A 15234-nucleotide genomic window follows, 5' to 3' on the forward strand; every position below is an offset into this window, starting at 1 on the left:
CGTTACTCCGGCCGCAGCTGCGCCTCGATCACCTGACGGTAATCCTCCGGCGCGGGCCTTGCAGTGAAGGTTTCCGGTGCAATGAAGACACAGACGAACTTCCCCTCGAAACACAGCTTGCCGTCCTGCCGCGCGTTCACCCTGAAAGTGACCGACTTACTGCCCAGCGCCGAGGGCCAAACCTCGCACAGCAACCGGTGCCGCGGTGTGACCGGCGAGCGGAAGTCAATGCTCATGTGCACAAAGGGGGTGCCGGTGCCGCGGTCCAGCTCCATCTGATACCAGCCATCGCCGCCCAGTTGATGCTCCCACCAGGCGTCGATTGCCTCCAGCGCAAAGGCCGGCAACCGTCCGGTATAGGCGATCCGCGCCGGATCGCAATCGCCCCAGCCCACGCGGATTTCATGGATGAAAGTGTCCTGCTCTGCCATTTTCTGCCGCCCCGCATATTTCTGCAGGTGCATCCTAGCGGTGCCGGTCTGAGGTATCAAACTGCAAAGGCAGAGGGGACCGCCGCGTCACGAACTGCCGCGTTTGCGGGACAGGATAAGATCCGGCAGCACCAGCGCGTCAATCAGCGCCTCGCACAGTCCAACGCAGTTGCTGCAACCCACACAGGGCCCTTGCAGCCCGGAAACCTCGGTGGCCAATGCCCTGACCTTGGATGCTGCGGTTTTGCTTCGGCTGATTTGCATGGCGGGTCTCCCCTTGTGCGCAGTGTCGGACAGAACCAGCGGAACCCCGAAAGGTGATTCAGGTCAATCCGGACCGGTGTCACAAAATATTTCCATATCCTGCACGAGCAGGCGAAAGGCCCCCTCCCGCGCACAGCGGGAGAGGGCAGTGCGTCACTGCATAAGCATCAGCGGCAGCAGCGTGATGATCGGGAAGGCCACAAGGATGATCACCCGGATAATGTCGGAAGCGACAAAGAACATGACCGCCTTGTAGGTGTCGATCATACGGGTCTTGCGGTCCATCGCATTGATGATGAACAGGTTCATGCCCACCGGCGGGGTGATCAGGCCAACCTCCACCACGATCAGCACAAGCACGCCGAACCAGATGGCGACATATTCCGCTTCGATCCGGTTCACCCGGCCTTCGGTTACGCGGATGCCCAGTTCCTTCATCTGCTCGCGGGTGAGTTCTGCCCCGGTCGCGATGGCATCCTGTATCGAGGCCAGCATCTCCGCCCCCATACCTTCAGGCACGCCGGCCTTCAAAACCTCCATTGCCGCATCCGCCTGCATCGCGGGCAGCGACAGCAGGCCAAAGTCCATGGCGGAGATCACAGGGAAGAAGATCGGAATGGTCAGCAGGATCATCGACAGCGAATCCATCAAACAGCCGAACACCAGGTAGAAGGCCAGGATCAGCGCCAGCACCATCCAGGGGCTCAGGCCCTGGCTAACAACAAAATCCGCCAGTTCCTGCGGCACCTTGGTCAGCGCCAGGAAACCGTTGTAGAAACCCGCGCCCAGCACGATGAAGAAGATCATCGCGGTGGAACGCGCGGTCACCAGGAAACTATCCGCCAAGGTTTCGCGGTTCAGACCGCCATTGAGCCACGCGATCAGGCCGGTGCCGAACGCCCCCACAGCCGCGCCTTCAGTCGGAGTGAACCAGCCCAGATAAATACCGCCAACCACAAGGCCAAACACCAGAAGCACCGGCCACACATGGAACAGCGCGGCAAAGCGTTCGCCCCACGGGACCGGCGGGCGGGTGCCTGCGCTTTCCGGGAAAAGGCGGACATAGATGGAAATCGCAATCACGTAGCCAAGCGCTGCCAGCAGGCCGGGGATGAAGGCCGACAGGAACAGTTTGGCAATGTTCTGCTCAGTCAGAATTGCATAGATCACCAGCACCACCGAGGGCGGGATCAGAATGCCCAGTGTGCCGCCTGCAGCCAGTGTCGCAGTCGAAAACCCGCCGGCATAGCCGTATTGCTTCAGTTCCGGCAGTGCGACCCGGCCCATGGTGGCCGCAGTGGCCAGCGACGAGCCGCAAATTGCACCGAATCCGGCACAGGCACCAATAGCCGCCATAGCGACACCGCCCTTGCGGTGGCCGAGGAACCCTTCGGCTGCCTTGAACAGCGCAGTGGACATGCCGCCCAGCGTCGCAAAATGCCCCATCAGCAGGAACATCGGCACGATGGTCAGCGAATAGGAGGAAAAGGTGGTATAGGTCTCGCTTTTCAAGCGGCCAAAGGCAACCTGGGTCCCGTCTGTCACCCAGATCAGCCCGCCGAGACCGACCAGGAACATCGAAAGCCCAATCGGAACCCGCAAAAAGATCAGAAGCATCAGAACCGGGAAGGAGGCGATGCCAATTTCAAGAGCTGTCACTGTTCACCCTCCACGCCGTCCCAGATCAGGATGCGGCCGGTAAAGAATTCAATGGTGCGAACCGCACCCATGTAGATGCCCACGATGGCGGCTACGACTGCTGCCAGCAGGCTGATGGCGTAAGCCCACCAGATCGGGAACTCGAGCAGGAAGGAGGTCTCGCCGTTGGAATATTTACCTGCCAGACCTTCCGCCAGCCGCCAGGCAATCAGCACCAGAACCGCGGCAAAGACAATTTCGGTCACCATCCGCAGAAACCGCTTCACACTCCGCGGAAAAGCATTGGCCACCACATCGACCGAGGCATGCCCCGCGGTGATCTGGCACAGCGGCAGAAAGGCGAAGATGGCAAAGGCCACCCCGGCCTCGACCAATTCGAAGTCGCCGTTCACAGGCCCGACCCAGCCTGTCATCCATTTCGAAAACCCCGGTGCAATCCGCTCCATCAAATCGCCATGGAAGAAACCGTTGAGCAACCGCCCAGCGATAGAAACACATGTCAGAATGATCAGAAGAGTGAGGACCGCACCGCCCAGGTAGGCCATTGATTTGGCCAGCCGCATCATGAGCTTGTGCATGGTTCAGTTGCCTTGTTCCGGTATGCAAAGGGCCGCAGTGCCAATGCCGCGCGGCCCTTCACCTTTGTCAATCCAAACGCCTTACTGGTACTGAGGCGTGTATTTCTCGATCAGTGCGCTGGCTTCGTCGATCAGCGCGGCACCGTCGATGCCCTTTTCCTTCATGTCGGCGATCCACTGGTCATAGATCGGCTGCGCGCGCTCGCGCCAAATGGCGGTCTGCTCTTCGTCCAGAGTGATCACGTTGTTGCCCAGATCCAGTGCCATCTCGCGCGAGGGGCCGTCCGAGTCCGCCTGGGTGCCACCCGCGAAGACCGAGAATTCAAGGCCGGAGTTGTCGTCGATCGCCTTCTTCAGGTCATCGGGCAGGCTTTCATACTTTTCTTTGTTCATCGCCAGAACGAAGGTCAGGGTGTAAAGAGCCTTGCCGGTGAACTCGGTGTGGTTCTCCACCAGTTCCGGAACCTTCAGCGCCGCGGTCACTTCCCAAGGAATGGTGGTGCCGTCGATCACGCCTTTTGACAGGCCTTCCGGGATCGCCGGAACAGGCATCCCAACCGGGGTTGCGCCCAGTTCGGTCAGCAACGCGTTGACCGAGCGGCCGCCGCCACGGATCTTCATGCCTTCCAGATCTTCAGGCGTTTCCACCGGATCCGAAGTGTGGATCATGCCGGGGCCGTGCACCCATGTGCCCAGGATGTGCACATCCTTGAACTCGGTGTCTTTCATATGCTTGTCGAACATCTCCCAATAGGCGTGCGAAACGGCGCGCGCATTGGTCATCATGAACGGAAGCTCAAACACCTCGGTCGAGGGGTAGCGGCCAGGAGTGTAGCCCACCACGGTCCAGACGATGTCGGCCACACCGTCGATGGCCTGGTCCATCAGCTCCGGCGGCTTGCCGCCCAGCTGCATCGAGGGGAAGCGGTCGATCTTGATCCGCCCGCCAGACGATTCTTCAACATTGTCTGCCCAGACGTCCAGGATCAGTTTCGGCACGTTTGCCTGCGCTGGCAGGAACTGGTGCAGTTTCAGGGTCACCTCCTGAGCAAGAGCCGGCATCGCGCCGAACATTGCCAGGGCCGCTGCGCCCGCTGCCCCCAAAAGCTTTCTGCGAGTGGTCATGTGTGTCCTCCCTTTGACCAAATCACTTGCCGGACCTTCCGCCTTCGCAACATTGCTGCGGCGCCCTGCGAATTTCTTTCCGATTCTGCCGTCAAAGACCCCCATTGGGTTCGTTTAACGAACCGGCTGCTTCCCTGCTATTAGGTGCGTTTGTAACCATCAACAGCAGATTATACATTTTTTACTCATGAAATCTGCCTGCACATCCTGTCTTCAGGCAGATTCGCCGGTCAACGTGTTACGAAACAGTCAGAAATCACACTTAAATTGATACATATGGAAACAGCCGCGTGGCAACAACTATCGAGGCATGGGCCGCTATGCGTCATTCCGCAGCAGCCAATGTCAGTTCAACCGGCACCAGCCCGGCAATCCCACCGCGTATCCGGTCTCCGGCCTGCACAGCCCCCACCCCGGCAGGTGTGCCAGTCAGGATCAGGTCCCCCGGCCGAAGGTGGTAGAAACCGGAGAGGTGGCAAATGATGTCTGCTACAGACCAGATCATCTCTGCCAGAGTGGCTTCCTGGCGGGTCTCACCGTTAACCTCCAGCCATATGCGCTGCCCCTCGGGGTCGTCCCACCCCGCCGCCCGGGTCAGCGGTGCCAGGACTGTGCCGTTCTCAAGATCCTTTCCCAAGTCCCAGGGCCGCTGCTTCTGCCGCTCGCGGATCTGCAAATCGCGCCGGGTCATGTCCAGCGCACATCCATAGCCGAATATGGATGCCACAGCGGCTTCCTTTGTTGCCCGGAAAACCGGCGCCCCAATTGCCACAGCCAGTTCCATTTCATAGTGAAAATTGTCTGTGCCTGGCGGATAAGGCACAACCGCCCCCGTCAGCACCGCATTGGCGGCGGCTTTGGTGAAATAGAACGGCGCTTCCCGGTCGACTTCATTACCCATCTCCGCGGCATGCGCCGCATAATTGCGCCCAACGCAGAATATCCGCCCAACCGGGTATACAGCCGCTTCCCCAGTGATCGGGATGAGCGGAGCCTCTGGCAGTTCAAACAGAGACTGTCCCATGGGCATTTCCTTTCCGCCGCCTGGCTTGCGTTCATTTTCTCAAGTCAGAACTGTTTAAACCCCAGCTGTAAACCCTTGTTTTAACCGGCCGTGCCTAGGCAATTCCTCGGTTGTGCCCAGTCTCCAGTTCCAGAAGCTGCCACTTTTTCAGGTCATGATCCGGTCGCCGGAAGGCCTGCACGGCAGTTCATCAGACACGCCGCACCTATGCGGAAATAAAGCGGCGCGGCGGTGTCTGTGTTAAGAGCCCGCTCTCAGCAGGGGAAAGGGCGTTGCAGATCAGCGGCCCGTGGTGCCAAGAATCGCCAAACCGGTTCTGGCAATGATCCGGACGTCCTTCCAGAAGCTGCACCGGGCCAGATAAGCCACGTCCAATGCCACGCGCGCCTCATAGCTGACGCCATTGCGGCCGGAGACCTGCCACAACCCGGTGATGCCAGGCGTTTGGGCCAGATAGGCGGAGACGCTGCTGCCGTATTTGGCCAGCTCCGCGGCGACGATGGGGCGCGGCCCGACAAAGCTCATCTCGCCTTTCAGCACGTTCCAGATCTGCGGCAGCTCATCCAAGCTGGTCCTGCGCAGGATCTGACCCAGCCGGCTGACGCGTGGATCGCGGGCCAGCTTGCGGCTGCGCGCCCACTCCGCCGCCGCCGCCGGATCAGCGTCAAGGAGCGCCTGCAGCTGCGATTCAGCATCCGCCACCATGCTGCGCAGCTTCCAGCAGGTGAAGGGCCTGCCGTTCCGCCCCACCCGGGTATGGCCAAAAAACCCCGGGCCGCCGTCTAAACGCACAAACGCCCAAATACCCAGGACAACGGGTGCCAGTACCGGCAGCAGCAGCAGAGCCAGGCCCAGATCAAACAGCCGCTTTCCCGACCGGGCGTAAAAGCCCAGGTTCACCCGGCCGCGACGGTCCGCGGTAGCGTCAATAGCAGTCGCAGTGAAGGTTAGATCATTCATCGTCAAACGCCTTGATCTGCGATGCGAATTAGAAGAATTGCACCCGCTATACGTGTTTGCTTTATTTCAAATGCAACTAAAATGGAATGACTAGGGGCAGAGTTTCCGGCATTTTTACGGTCGCTGGACCACGCGCAGCCTGCGTGAAGCCCGGAGCGGTAGCGGCTATGCGGCGCCTGTAAGGGATCTTCTGCCCGCACCCAGGTTAGCTCCTCCGCCGACGGTTCAGCTCCCAGACCAGGGCCAGCGCGGCACCGGTAGCGGCCAGCGCCAGCAGGCCAGAGCCTGCATCAATTTCTGGAACCCCATGCGGGTTGCCAACCCCATTGCTCCAACCGTTGCCGCCGGAATTCCCATTGCCGGTGCCCCAGCCGCCATTGCCATTACCCCTGCCAGCGGCAAAGGCGGCGGATAAAGTTAAGCAGTTCACAACGGCTGCTGCTGCGGCAACAGTCAAAAAGGATTTCATCGGCCCAGCCTCAAAGCGGAGTTATCTACTCTTTTTCGATGGAAATTAACACTTGTTAACCCAGCGCTCAATTTGGAGGCCATCCTCAGCCAACGCTTGCCCCCAAGCTGTAGCCGACCTGCACCACTCCGCCCCGGCGACAGGCCCAGGCGCACATGGCGCGAATCGCACTGCCGGCCTGCACGAGTTGGCGCTTCTCCAGTGCGGCGAAAACCGGTACCGGGCCTCAAGCCGGGTTAGAGGCGATGGCCGCCCGCTGCGGGGCAAGCACTGCCGCTCCGGCGCTGTGGCAGGCAGGCTCCCCCTTCAAGATGATCTCGCTACCCTTGATCTTGGTCGCCCCGGAAATCCGGTTGCACCCCTCTGCCATGAACCAGGCCTTCACGGGCGCGGGGCCGTGGAAGCCGAAGGTGGTGCCGCGATCGGCGCAGGTGCCGGGCTAATAATCTGCGCGGCAATAACCATGCCCCTTCTGAAACCGGGCCGACTCTAGCGAACCCAGACTTCTACCCGGCGGTTGATCTGCCGTCCCCATTCACTGTCGTCGCAGGCCATCGGCAAGGCCTCGCCAAAACCCTCTGTTCGGATATCAACACGGCTTGCATCTGCTGTTTCTGCTGCCTGGACAATAGCCTCCCGCACGGCAGCGGCCCGTTTCAATGCAATCTGCCGGTTGCCAGTGGCAGGTCCGACCCCGTCCGAGAAACCTGCAAAGACAAGCTCCTTTGCATCGAATTCACCTGCCTCCAGAGCCCGGGCAAGGTGTTCGATATTGCTGCGGGATTGAGCATCAGGGCGGGACGATCCAGGTTCAAAGCGGAAGGAGACCGTCAGCCGCCGCATTCCGCCCAGCTGGTTCATCAAGCGTTGCAGCTCATTGAGGTCTTCTTTCCCTTCTGCGGCAAGAATCGCGTTGGCCAGCCGGTTGCCCTGGCGGCTGACCGGGATCAGCTCCGGCGCCTGATCCACAAACCCGGCCCGGCGGATCACGGCCTGCGCAGCAGGCCCGCGCACATAGGCGAGAAAGTCCCGCGCCACCTTGGGGAGGCGCCGGGCCGGCAAATACAGGAACATGGGAACCGTTAGCGGATAATCCTCTGTCTTGACTGCCCGGCGGCTGGCCTGCAGCGAAAACCCGCAAGGGCCGGTCAGCGTCAGCACACGTGCTGCGCCTTTCTCGGCGTAGCTGGCAATGCCGATGGCAAAAGGATCAATCAGCACCCGCCGGACCAGCGTGCTGCTGCGGTCATGGCGGCGGATTGCTGGCGTGAAGCCGGCACCGAAAGGCACCATCAGCTTGTCTTCCACCGCCTGAGAGAGACCGGAAGCGGACACCGGCATATGTATGGAAACGGGCGCATCCGGGCCGCCTAGCTCCTTCCAGTTAGTGATCCGGCCAGACAGGATCCCGGCAAGCTGCGGCAGGGAGACTTCGCGCACCGGGTTGCCGGGCGCCACCACCGGCACAAATGCGTCCAGCGCCAGCACCCGGCTGCGGCCGGCGCCGGTCAAGTCCCCCAGCCCGGCCGCCCTCGCGGCCTTCCGCTCCAGCGGGCGGATTTCCCGCAATGCCATCGCGACATCTGCCTCATCGGAAATAAGGGCTGCAAAACCAGCATCGGTATTGCTGGCAATAAAGGTGAAGCGTGCCACCGGTGTCTGGCCGCGCATCAGCACATGGCTGAAGTTCCCTTCCGGCAGGGGCTCGCGGCGGCTCTGGTACCCGTTGCGCCGGGCAAAGCCTTCAATCAGCGCTGGCAGCAGCACTTCCGACATTACGGAGGAGCCAGCAAGGGTGATCTCGGCCACAAAGCCGGACAGACTGGGGCACCCAGGCCCTTCGCAATCCACTCCCGAGCCGTCCACCGTGAGCTCGCCGAACTGGGTTTGCACCCGGTAGAATTCACCATCAAAACCCAATAGCGTGCCGGTGATTTCAACCGCGCCATCCGGAGAAGACAGGGTGACATCCTGGGCCGCGAGACCGCGCGCCAGAACCGTCAGAAAAAGTGCGGCGCAAACGGCCGCACGGAAGAAGGTCATGTGGATACCTGAAGTTACCGCAAATCAGTTGGTGGCGATTTTCAGGTCTTCCACCAGATTATTCAACACCAGAAAACTGCCCTGTGCGTCACAGTCCGGCATTGCCAGCACCAGATCCCGGCTGCTGAGCCTGCCACCGCGCAGTTGCAGAGCCTGTGCAAAGATGTCCCGTCCGCAATTGCTGGTGGTCACCTCAGCTTCTGCGGTCAGGGATACGGTGCCTGATTGGCCGGGCAGACGGGATGGCAGGCTGTAGACTTCAGCAACACGGGCTGCCAGATGGCTCTCGTCGCCAAGCCGGTCGATCCGCCCGGCTCCTGACTCGCCTGCGGCCCCGTGCCAGACGTGGCCTGCACTGCCGTAGGCTGCACCGAATTCGCGGGCGTGCACTTCGAATCCGCTATTGCCGCTCCACTGCACGACAACACGCTCCATAGATTCGATACCATCCACCTCGGCAACCGCGACGGCCCCGGCGCCGCTTGCCGTTTCCGCAATAAAAACGGCTGTCCGCGCCAATGCAGGCACAAGGGATGCATACTGCCCAGTGCTGTCCAAGGAAGCTGTAAAGCTCATGCCGCTGTGATGCACTGTCAGACGCTCATGCGCGCGGCAAGGCGCATCAACGGAGAACGCCACCATTGCCTGGGGTGCGGCTTCGGCAGTTGCTGTCATCTGACATGATGCTGCCGGCACCGGATCCGCCCCGGGAGTGCCTTTCGGCTCGATGGCCGTATCCGGCGGCGCAGAGGTCAAAGCAATCCGTTCGATCCGAAGCTCGGCCGCTTCCGGCTCAATCGGCAATTCGGACGCGCCCCCTGCCAGTCCCTGGGCAGTTTCTACCCCGCGGCCGGCACCGGAATACTGCATGTAAATTCCGATGCCCAAGGCGCAAGTCAAAGTCATCGCAGCTGTCAGAATTACCTGTCTATTCGGCATTGGATCCTCCTGAGCCCGCCCAGTGGAGGAAACCTGCCCGGCAATGACGGCCAGTTTATGGCCGCCAGCAGGAGAGAATCCGGCAATTTCGCCGATTTCGTTGCGCACAAGGAAACAAACTCGGGGGAGCTGCCCACTCGGATTGGCAGCGCACTGCCCTCCTTTGACGAACCTGGTGCAGCACAGCACCTTCTCCAGCAGAGGCTTGCCATTCCGGCCCTGCCCCGGCCGCAGCCAGGGGCAGGTTACCGGAGTCAGGCTGTTACTTTATTGCAAGCCCGCAATCAGGCCAGGCTGCCGTGGCAATGTTTGAATTTCTTGCCTGACCCGCAGGGGCATTTTTCATTGCGCGAGGGGTTGCCCCAAGTTGCTGGGTCATCCTCGACGAAGCCCGGAGCGGGTTCTTCCGCCGGTGCTTCCGCTGCATGAGCCTGAGTTGCCATCTGCTGCATGGCGGCCTGGCGGGCAGCCATTTCCATCAGCATCTGTTGCTGCTCTTCCTCGGTCATCGGGCGCACGCGGCTGAGCTGCTGAGAGACCTCTTCGCGCAGACTGTCCAGCATGCCCTCAAACAGTTGGAAGCTCTCGTTCTTATACTCATTGAGAGGATCGCGCTGCGCATAACCGCGGAAGCCGACAACTGAACGCAGATGCTCCAAAGTCAGAAGATGCTCGCGCCACTTCTTGTCGATGGTTTGCAGCAGCACCTGTTTTTCGATGTTGCGCATGTTTTCCGGACCGAAGGCTTCGGCTTTTTGCGCCATAAGTTTGTCAGAGGCTTCAACCAGGCGCTCTCTGATCTGCTCATCATCGACGCCTTCCTCAGCCGCCCATTCGGCAACCGGCGCGTCAATCGACAACATCTCCCGAACCTGTTCCTGCAGGCCGGCAGTATCCCACTGATCGGCGTAGGTCTTGGGCGGCATATAGGTGTCGAGCAGGTCGTCGATCACTTCATGACGCATGTCGTCGGTGATCTCGGACAGGTCATCCGCAGCCATAATCTCACGGCGTTGGTTGAAGATCACCTTGCGCTGATCGTTCATCACATCGTCAAACTTCAGAACGTTCTTGCGCATGTCGAAGTTGCGGCCCTCGACCTTCGCCTGCGCGCGTTCCAGCGATTTGTTGACCCACGGGTGAACAATCGCCTCACCTTCCTTCATACCCAGCGAGGACAGCAGCTTGTCCAGCCGTTCGGAGCCAAAGATCCGCATCAGATCGTCTTCGAGGCTGAGGTAGAAGCGGGTACGCCCCGGGTCGCCCTGGCGGCCGGACCGGCCGCGCAGCTGATTGTCGATGCGGCGGCTTTCGTGGCGCTCAGACGCCATCACGAAAAGGCCCCCGGCATCCAGAACCTTCTGCTTTTCCTCGGCGTGCTTGGCTTCCTCAGTGGCACGCAGCTCCACCGGATCCGCCTCAGGGTTTGCTGCCAAGGCTTCCAGCACCTTCATCTCGACATTGCCGCCGAGCTGAATGTCAGTGCCGCGGCCGGCCATGTTGGTGGCAATGGTCACGGCACCCAGGCGGCCTGCATCCGCCACGATCTGCGCTTCCTGCTCATGGTGGCGGGCGTTCAGCACGTTGTGCGGGATGCCTTCCTTCTCCAGCATCTGGCTCAGCAGCTCGGACTTTTCGATCGAAGTCGTGCCCAGAAGCACAGGCTGGCCCTTTCCGTGCGCTTCCTTTGCCTCTTCGATCATGGCTTCATATTTCTCACGGGCCGTGCGGTAGACCTGATCATCCTCGTCCAGACGCGCAATCGGACGGTTGGTCGGAACTTCCACCACGCCAAGGCCGTAGATTTCGGCAAATTCCTCGGCCTCAGTCATCGCGGTGCCGGTCATGCCCGACAGCTTGTCATAAAGGCGGAAATAGTTTTGGAAGGTGACCGAGGCCAGGGTGGTGTTCTCCGGCTGGATGTCCACCTCTTCCTTGGCTTCAATGGCCTGGTGCAGCCCTTCGGACAGGCGGCGGCCGGCCATCATGCGGCCCGTGAATTCGTCGATCAGCACCACCTGGCCGTTGCGGACAATGTAATCCTTGTCGCGCTGGAACAGCTTGTGCGCCCGCAGGGCCTGGTTGACGTGGTGAACCACCGTTGTGCTTTCGGGGTCGTAAAGCGACGCCTCTTCTTCCAGCAGCCCATGCTCACGCAGAACCTGCTCCAGGTATTCGTTGCCATCCTCGGTAAAGGTCACACCGCGGGTTTTCTCATCAATCTCATAGTGGTCTTCCGCCAGCAGCGGGATTACCTTGTCGATGGTCGCGTAGAGCTCCGAGCGATCCTCGGCCGGGCCGGAGATGATCAGCGGTGTGCGCGCCTCGTCGATCAGGATCGAATCCACCTCGTCCACGATGGCGAAGTTGTGCTGCTTCTGAAAAACCTGATCCAGCGACGGTTTCATGTTGTCGCGCAGGTAGTCAAAGCCCAGCTCGTTGTTCGTCGCATAGGTGACGTCGCTTTGATAGGCAGCCATCTTCTCGGCATCGGGCTGGCCCGACCAGATCACGCCGGTGGTCATGCCAAGCTGGGCAAACACCTTGCCCATCCACTCACTGTCGCGCTTGGCGAGATATTCGTTCACGGTGACCACATGCACGCCCTTGCCGGTCAGGGCGTTCAGGTAGGCCGGGAAGGTGGCAACCAGGGTCTTGCCCTCGCCGGTCTTCATCTCGGAAATGTTACCCTGGTGCAGGAATACACCGCCCATCAGCTGGGTATCAAAGGCGCGCAAGCCCAGGGCCCGCTTGGCTGCTTCACGCACGTTGGCAAATGCCTCAGGCAGCAGCGCATCCAGGCTCTCGCCGTCCAGCGCCCGCTTGCGCAGCTCCTCGGTCTTTGCCACCAGCCCGTCATCGCTAAGCTTCACGAACTCATCTTCCAGCCCGTTGATTTGCGCAATCAGCGGCCGTGTCGCCTTGATTTTACGGTCGTTCGGCGTGCCGAAAACCTTTTTGGCGATTGTTCCGAAACCCAGCATATCTTCTCCAGCGATCCTATGTCCGGCCATTGCATCGGGCAGGCTTGCCCGCCGTGTCCGCAACCCATAAACAATGGTGGAAAGACGGTCCTGCCAATGGCCTCAAAGCGATGTAAGCGGCAGGGTATAGAGTGTCAACGCCAGGCCCCACTGCGGCCAAGGAATAGGAAGGTTTCAATGCGTAAAGGTCTCACATTTCTGCGCGGCATGGCGATTGCTGCCTGTGCAGCGCTGCCGCTGACCGCAGCAGCAGCACCGCATGCAAACACCGTTGTTGCCTCGGTCAACGGCGAAGAGATCACCATCGGCCATATGGTCATGGCCCGCGAAAACCTGCCGGCCCAGTACAAGCAGCTGCCGGACGAAGTGCTGTACAACGCAATCCTGGACCAGCTGATCCAGCAGACGGCGCTGAAACAGCAGCTGCGAGGCGAGGTCCCGCGCTATGTCGAGCTTTCGGTCGAAAACGAGGAACGCGCCATGCTGGCGGCGGACGTGATCGAAATGGTTATGGACAAGGCCAGCGGTGAAGAGAAGATACGGGCAGCATACGACGAGAAGTATTCCACCGGCGAAGGCGGCGATGAATTCCACGCTGCGCATATCCTGGTCGAAAGCGAAGAAGACGCGGTGGACGTCAAGGCCGAGCTGGACGCTGGCGCCGACTTTGCGACCCTGGCAAAAGAGCGTTCCACCGGTCCGTCCGGCCCCAATGGCGGTGACCTCGGCTGGTTCACCACCGGCCGCATGGTACCGGAATTCGAGCAGGCGGTCCTGAAACTGCGCGCGGGAGAGGTATCAGCCCCGGTTCAGACCCAGTTCGGCTGGCATATCATTCTGCTGAACGACCGCCGCAAAACGGAAGCGCCCGAATTCGAAGAGGTGCGTGCAGAATTGGCGGATGAGCTGCGCCAGAAAGCGGTTGAGGAGCGGGTGAACGAGCTGACCGCTGCCGCCAAAATCGAACGGCCCGAGATCGAGGACCTGGATCCGGCCATCCTCAAAGACATCAGCCTGGTAAGGAACTGATCATGGCCAAATCCATGCCCGTTTCACCGCTGGCACCCGCTAGCTTCCCCGACCTTCCCGTGATCAGCGGCGTGCGCTTTGCATCTGCTGCTGCCGGTGTCAAATACCAGGGCCGTACCGATGTGATGCTGGCTGTCATGGATCCGGGCACCGCAGTAGCTGGCGTCTTTACTCGGTCCAAGACCCGTTCCGCTCCGGTTCTCGACTGCCAGTCCAAGCTGGGCGGTGCGGCGGATGCCGGCGCGGCCATCCTGGTGAACTCAGGAAATTCCAACGCCTTTACTGGCCACTACGGCCAAACCTCAGTAGCGGAGATTACTTCGGCTGTGGCCGCAGAAACCGGCATCCCGGCGGAACGCGTATTCACCGCCTCCACCGGCGTCATCGGCGAGCCGCTGCCGCACGACCGGATTATTGCCAAGATCGGAGAGCTGAACGGCGCATTGGATGAAAACGCGCTGGAAGATGCCGCCAAGGCAATCATGACGACCGACACTTTTGCCAAAGGCGCCAGCGCCACGGTCGGCATCGAAGGCAAGACGGTCAAGATCGCCGGCATCGCCAAAGGTTCCGGTATGATCGCGCCGGACATGGCGACGATGCTGGTCTACATCTTCACCGATGCCAAGGTGGAGCAGGCGGCGCTGCAGGCCCAGCTGGCGGAGATTTGCGACCGCAGCTTCAACTGCATCACCGTGGACAGCGATACCTCCACCTCCGACAGCCTGATGCTCTGCGCCACCGGAGCGTCTGGCGTGGACGCCACTGGCAACGCGGAATTTGCTTCCGGCCTAGAGCGGGTCATGGTGGACCTGTCGCACCAGGTGGTGCGCGACGGTGAAGGCGCAACCAAATTCGTGGAAATTCAGGTGACGGGCGCGGCTTCGGATGCGGATGCCAAGGTGCATGGCATGGCAATTGCCAACTCCCCCTTGGTGAAAACCGCCATAGCCGGAGAAGATCCGAACTGGGGCCGCGTAGTGATGGCAATCGGCAAGTCCGGCGCCGCTGCAGACCGCGATCTCCTGTCGATTTCCTTTGGCGATGTGCTGGTGGCCGAAAAGGGCTGGGTGTCGCCAGACTACAAGGAAGAGCTGGGTGCGGCGGAGATGAAGAAGCAGGAGATCAGCATCAAGGTCGACTTGGGCCTTGGCAGCGGCTCGGCAACCGTCTGGACGTGCGATCTCACGCATCAATACATCTCAATCAACGCGGATTACCGGTCATGAAGACAGTGCTGGTATCCGCGGTTGCACTTATCGATGTGGATGGGCGCGTGCTGCTCGCACAGCGGCCTGAAGGCAAGTCCATGGCCGGCCTTTGGGAGTTTCCCGGCGGCAAGATCGAACCAGGGGAAACTCCGGAGGCCGCGCTGATCCGAGAGCTGCATGAGGAGCTGGGCATTGATACCTGGGCCTCCTGCCTGGCTCCGCTAACCTTTGCCAGCCATTCTTACGCGGATTTCCACCTGCTGATGCCGCTGTTTGCCTGCCGCAAATGGGAGGGCATCCCGCAAGCAAAAGAAGGCCAGACCCTGAAATGGGTCCGCCCGCAGGACCTGCGCGATTACCCCATGCCGCCAGCCGATATCCCGCTGATCCCCATCCTTCGCGATTGGCTTTAGCACGCGAACAGTCATTTTGCGGTGCAGCTGCCGCAAAGCGGAATCCGTTTTCTGCTTTTTTGCCGGGCATTTAACTGCCCGGCCCCGGCGCGCGTGAACCCTTTG

General features: G+C 60.7%; 15 protein-coding genes. 4 read left to right on the forward strand and 11 right to left on the reverse strand.

Annotation, left to right across the window (positions count from 1 at the left end; all coding sequences use genetic code 11):
* Positions 1–2: 2 nt before the first annotated feature.
* From LHL23_RS14675 to LHL23_RS14710, 8 genes are all read right to left on the reverse strand, one after another.
* Positions 3–464, reverse strand: a complete 462-nt coding sequence (locus LHL23_RS14675) for an acyl-CoA thioesterase (RefSeq protein ID WP_226430433.1) — start codon at positions 462–464, stop codon at positions 3–5.
* Positions 465–518: 54 nt separating this feature from the next.
* Positions 519–695, reverse strand: coding sequence for a hypothetical protein (locus LHL23_RS14680; RefSeq protein ID WP_226430434.1), 177 nt, complete (start codon positions 693–695; stop codon positions 519–521).
* Between the two features lie 153 nt (positions 696–848).
* A complete protein-coding gene (locus tag LHL23_RS14685) occupies positions 849–2354 on the reverse strand; it encodes a TRAP transporter large permease (protein WP_226430435.1) in 1506 nt (501 codons plus the stop codon).
* Positions 2351–2932: a TRAP transporter small permease gene (locus LHL23_RS14690; protein WP_222476963.1), complete on the reverse strand. Its 582-nt coding sequence runs from the start codon at positions 2930–2932 to the stop codon at positions 2351–2353. Before LHL23_RS14690 ends, LHL23_RS14685 begins: the two co-directional genes overlap by 4 nt.
* A gap of 81 nt (positions 2933–3013) precedes the next feature.
* The gene (locus LHL23_RS14695; RefSeq protein ID WP_222476961.1) at positions 3014–4057 is read right to left on the reverse strand and encodes a TRAP transporter substrate-binding protein; all 1044 of its coding nucleotides are present in this window, start codon (positions 4055–4057) and stop codon (positions 3014–3016) included.
* A 325-nt stretch (positions 4058–4382) separates the two neighbouring features.
* Positions 4383–5081, reverse strand: coding sequence for a fumarylacetoacetate hydrolase family protein (locus LHL23_RS14700; protein WP_226430436.1), 699 nt, complete (start codon positions 5079–5081; stop codon positions 4383–4385).
* Between the two features lie 279 nt (positions 5082–5360).
* Positions 5361–6041 (reverse strand): sugar transferase, encoded by a 681-nt coding sequence (locus LHL23_RS14705; RefSeq protein WP_226430437.1) that lies wholly within the window; start codon positions 6039–6041, stop codon positions 5361–5363.
* Positions 6042–6246: 205 nt separating this feature from the next.
* Entirely contained in the window at positions 6247–6510 is a 264-nt protein-coding gene (locus LHL23_RS14710; RefSeq protein ID WP_226430438.1) for a VPEID-CTERM sorting domain-containing protein, read from the reverse strand.
* Between the two features lie 155 nt (positions 6511–6665).
* Here LHL23_RS14710 and LHL23_RS14715 point away from each other — a divergent pair, with 155 nt between their 5' ends.
* Positions 6666–6953 carry a hypothetical protein gene (locus LHL23_RS14715; protein WP_226430439.1) on the forward strand — a complete coding sequence of 96 codons (288 nt, stop codon included), beginning with the start codon at positions 6666–6668 and terminating at the stop codon, positions 6951–6953.
* A 46-nt stretch (positions 6954–6999) separates the two neighbouring features.
* Here LHL23_RS14715 and LHL23_RS14720 read toward each other — a convergent pair whose 3' ends face one another.
* From LHL23_RS14720 to secA, 3 genes are all read right to left on the reverse strand, one after another.
* Positions 7000–8553 carry a phosphate ABC transporter substrate-binding/OmpA family protein gene (locus LHL23_RS14720; protein WP_226430440.1) on the reverse strand — a complete coding sequence of 518 codons (1554 nt, stop codon included), beginning with the start codon at positions 8551–8553 and terminating at the stop codon, positions 7000–7002.
* Positions 8554–8577: 24 nt separating this feature from the next.
* Positions 8578–9681, reverse strand: coding sequence for a hypothetical protein (locus LHL23_RS14725; protein WP_226430441.1), 1104 nt, complete (start codon positions 9679–9681; stop codon positions 8578–8580).
* Between the two features lie 95 nt (positions 9682–9776).
* Positions 9777–12476 carry a preprotein translocase subunit SecA gene (secA, locus tag LHL23_RS14730; protein ID WP_226430442.1) on the reverse strand — a complete coding sequence of 900 codons (2700 nt, stop codon included), beginning with the start codon at positions 12474–12476 and terminating at the stop codon, positions 9777–9779.
* Between the two features lie 177 nt (positions 12477–12653).
* On the opposite strand from secA, the gene LHL23_RS14735 reads away from it, so the two are divergent.
* The 3 genes from LHL23_RS14735 to mutT are packed head-to-tail and all read left to right on the forward strand — an operon-like array spanning position 12654 to position 15129.
* Positions 12654–13505 carry a peptidylprolyl isomerase gene (locus LHL23_RS14735; protein ID WP_226430443.1) on the forward strand — a complete coding sequence of 284 codons (852 nt, stop codon included), beginning with the start codon at positions 12654–12656 and terminating at the stop codon, positions 13503–13505.
* Positions 13506–13507: 2 nt separating this feature from the next.
* Positions 13508–14734: a bifunctional glutamate N-acetyltransferase/amino-acid acetyltransferase ArgJ gene (gene argJ, locus LHL23_RS14740; RefSeq protein WP_226430444.1), complete on the forward strand. Its 1227-nt coding sequence runs from the start codon at positions 13508–13510 to the stop codon at positions 14732–14734.
* Positions 14731–15129: an 8-oxo-dGTP diphosphatase MutT gene (mutT, locus tag LHL23_RS14745; protein WP_226430445.1), complete on the forward strand. Its 399-nt coding sequence runs from the start codon at positions 14731–14733 to the stop codon at positions 15127–15129. Before argJ ends, mutT begins: the two co-directional genes overlap by 4 nt.
* The last annotated feature ends 105 nt before the right edge of the window (positions 15130–15234 follow it).

The sequence above is a fragment of the Leisingera sp. McT4-56 genome (assembly GCF_020514995.1).
Classification (GTDB): domain Bacteria; phylum Pseudomonadota; class Alphaproteobacteria; order Rhodobacterales; family Rhodobacteraceae; genus Leisingera; species Leisingera aquaemixtae_A.

Coding starts and splice junctions, on each gene's coding strand:
- LHL23_RS14675 (WP_226430433.1), bottom strand. CDS start 464: ATGCACCTGCAGAAATATGCGGGGCGGCAGAAAATGGCAGAGCAGGAC.
- LHL23_RS14680 (WP_226430434.1), bottom strand. CDS start 695: ATGCAAATCAGCCGAAGCAAAACCGCAGCATCCAAGGTCAGGGCATTG.
- LHL23_RS14690 (WP_222476963.1), bottom strand. CDS start 2,932: ATGCACAAGCTCATGATGCGGCTGGCCAAATCAATGGCCTACCTGGGC.
- LHL23_RS14695 (WP_222476961.1), bottom strand. CDS start 4,057: ATGACCACTCGCAGAAAGCTTTTGGGGGCAGCGGGCGCAGCGGCCCTG.
- LHL23_RS14700 (WP_226430436.1), bottom strand. CDS start 5,081: ATGGGACAGTCTCTGTTTGAACTGCCAGAGGCTCCGCTCATCCCGATC.
- LHL23_RS14705 (WP_226430437.1), bottom strand. CDS start 6,041: ATGAATGATCTAACCTTCACTGCGACTGCTATTGACGCTACCGCGGAC.
- LHL23_RS14710 (WP_226430438.1), bottom strand. CDS start 6,510: ATGAAATCCTTTTTGACTGTTGCCGCAGCAGCAGCCGTTGTGAACTGC.
- LHL23_RS14715 (WP_226430439.1), top strand. CDS start 6,666: ATGGCGCGAATCGCACTGCCGGCCTGCACGAGTTGGCGCTTCTCCAGT.
- LHL23_RS14720 (WP_226430440.1), bottom strand. CDS start 8,553: ATGACCTTCTTCCGTGCGGCCGTTTGCGCCGCACTTTTTCTGACGGTT.
- secA (WP_226430442.1), bottom strand. CDS start 12,476: ATGCTGGGTTTCGGAACAATCGCCAAAAAGGTTTTCGGCACGCCGAAC.
- LHL23_RS14735 (WP_226430443.1), top strand. CDS start 12,654: ATGCGTAAAGGTCTCACATTTCTGCGCGGCATGGCGATTGCTGCCTGT.
- argJ (WP_226430444.1), top strand. CDS start 13,508: ATGGCCAAATCCATGCCCGTTTCACCGCTGGCACCCGCTAGCTTCCCC.
- mutT (WP_226430445.1), top strand. CDS start 14,731: ATGAAGACAGTGCTGGTATCCGCGGTTGCACTTATCGATGTGGATGGG.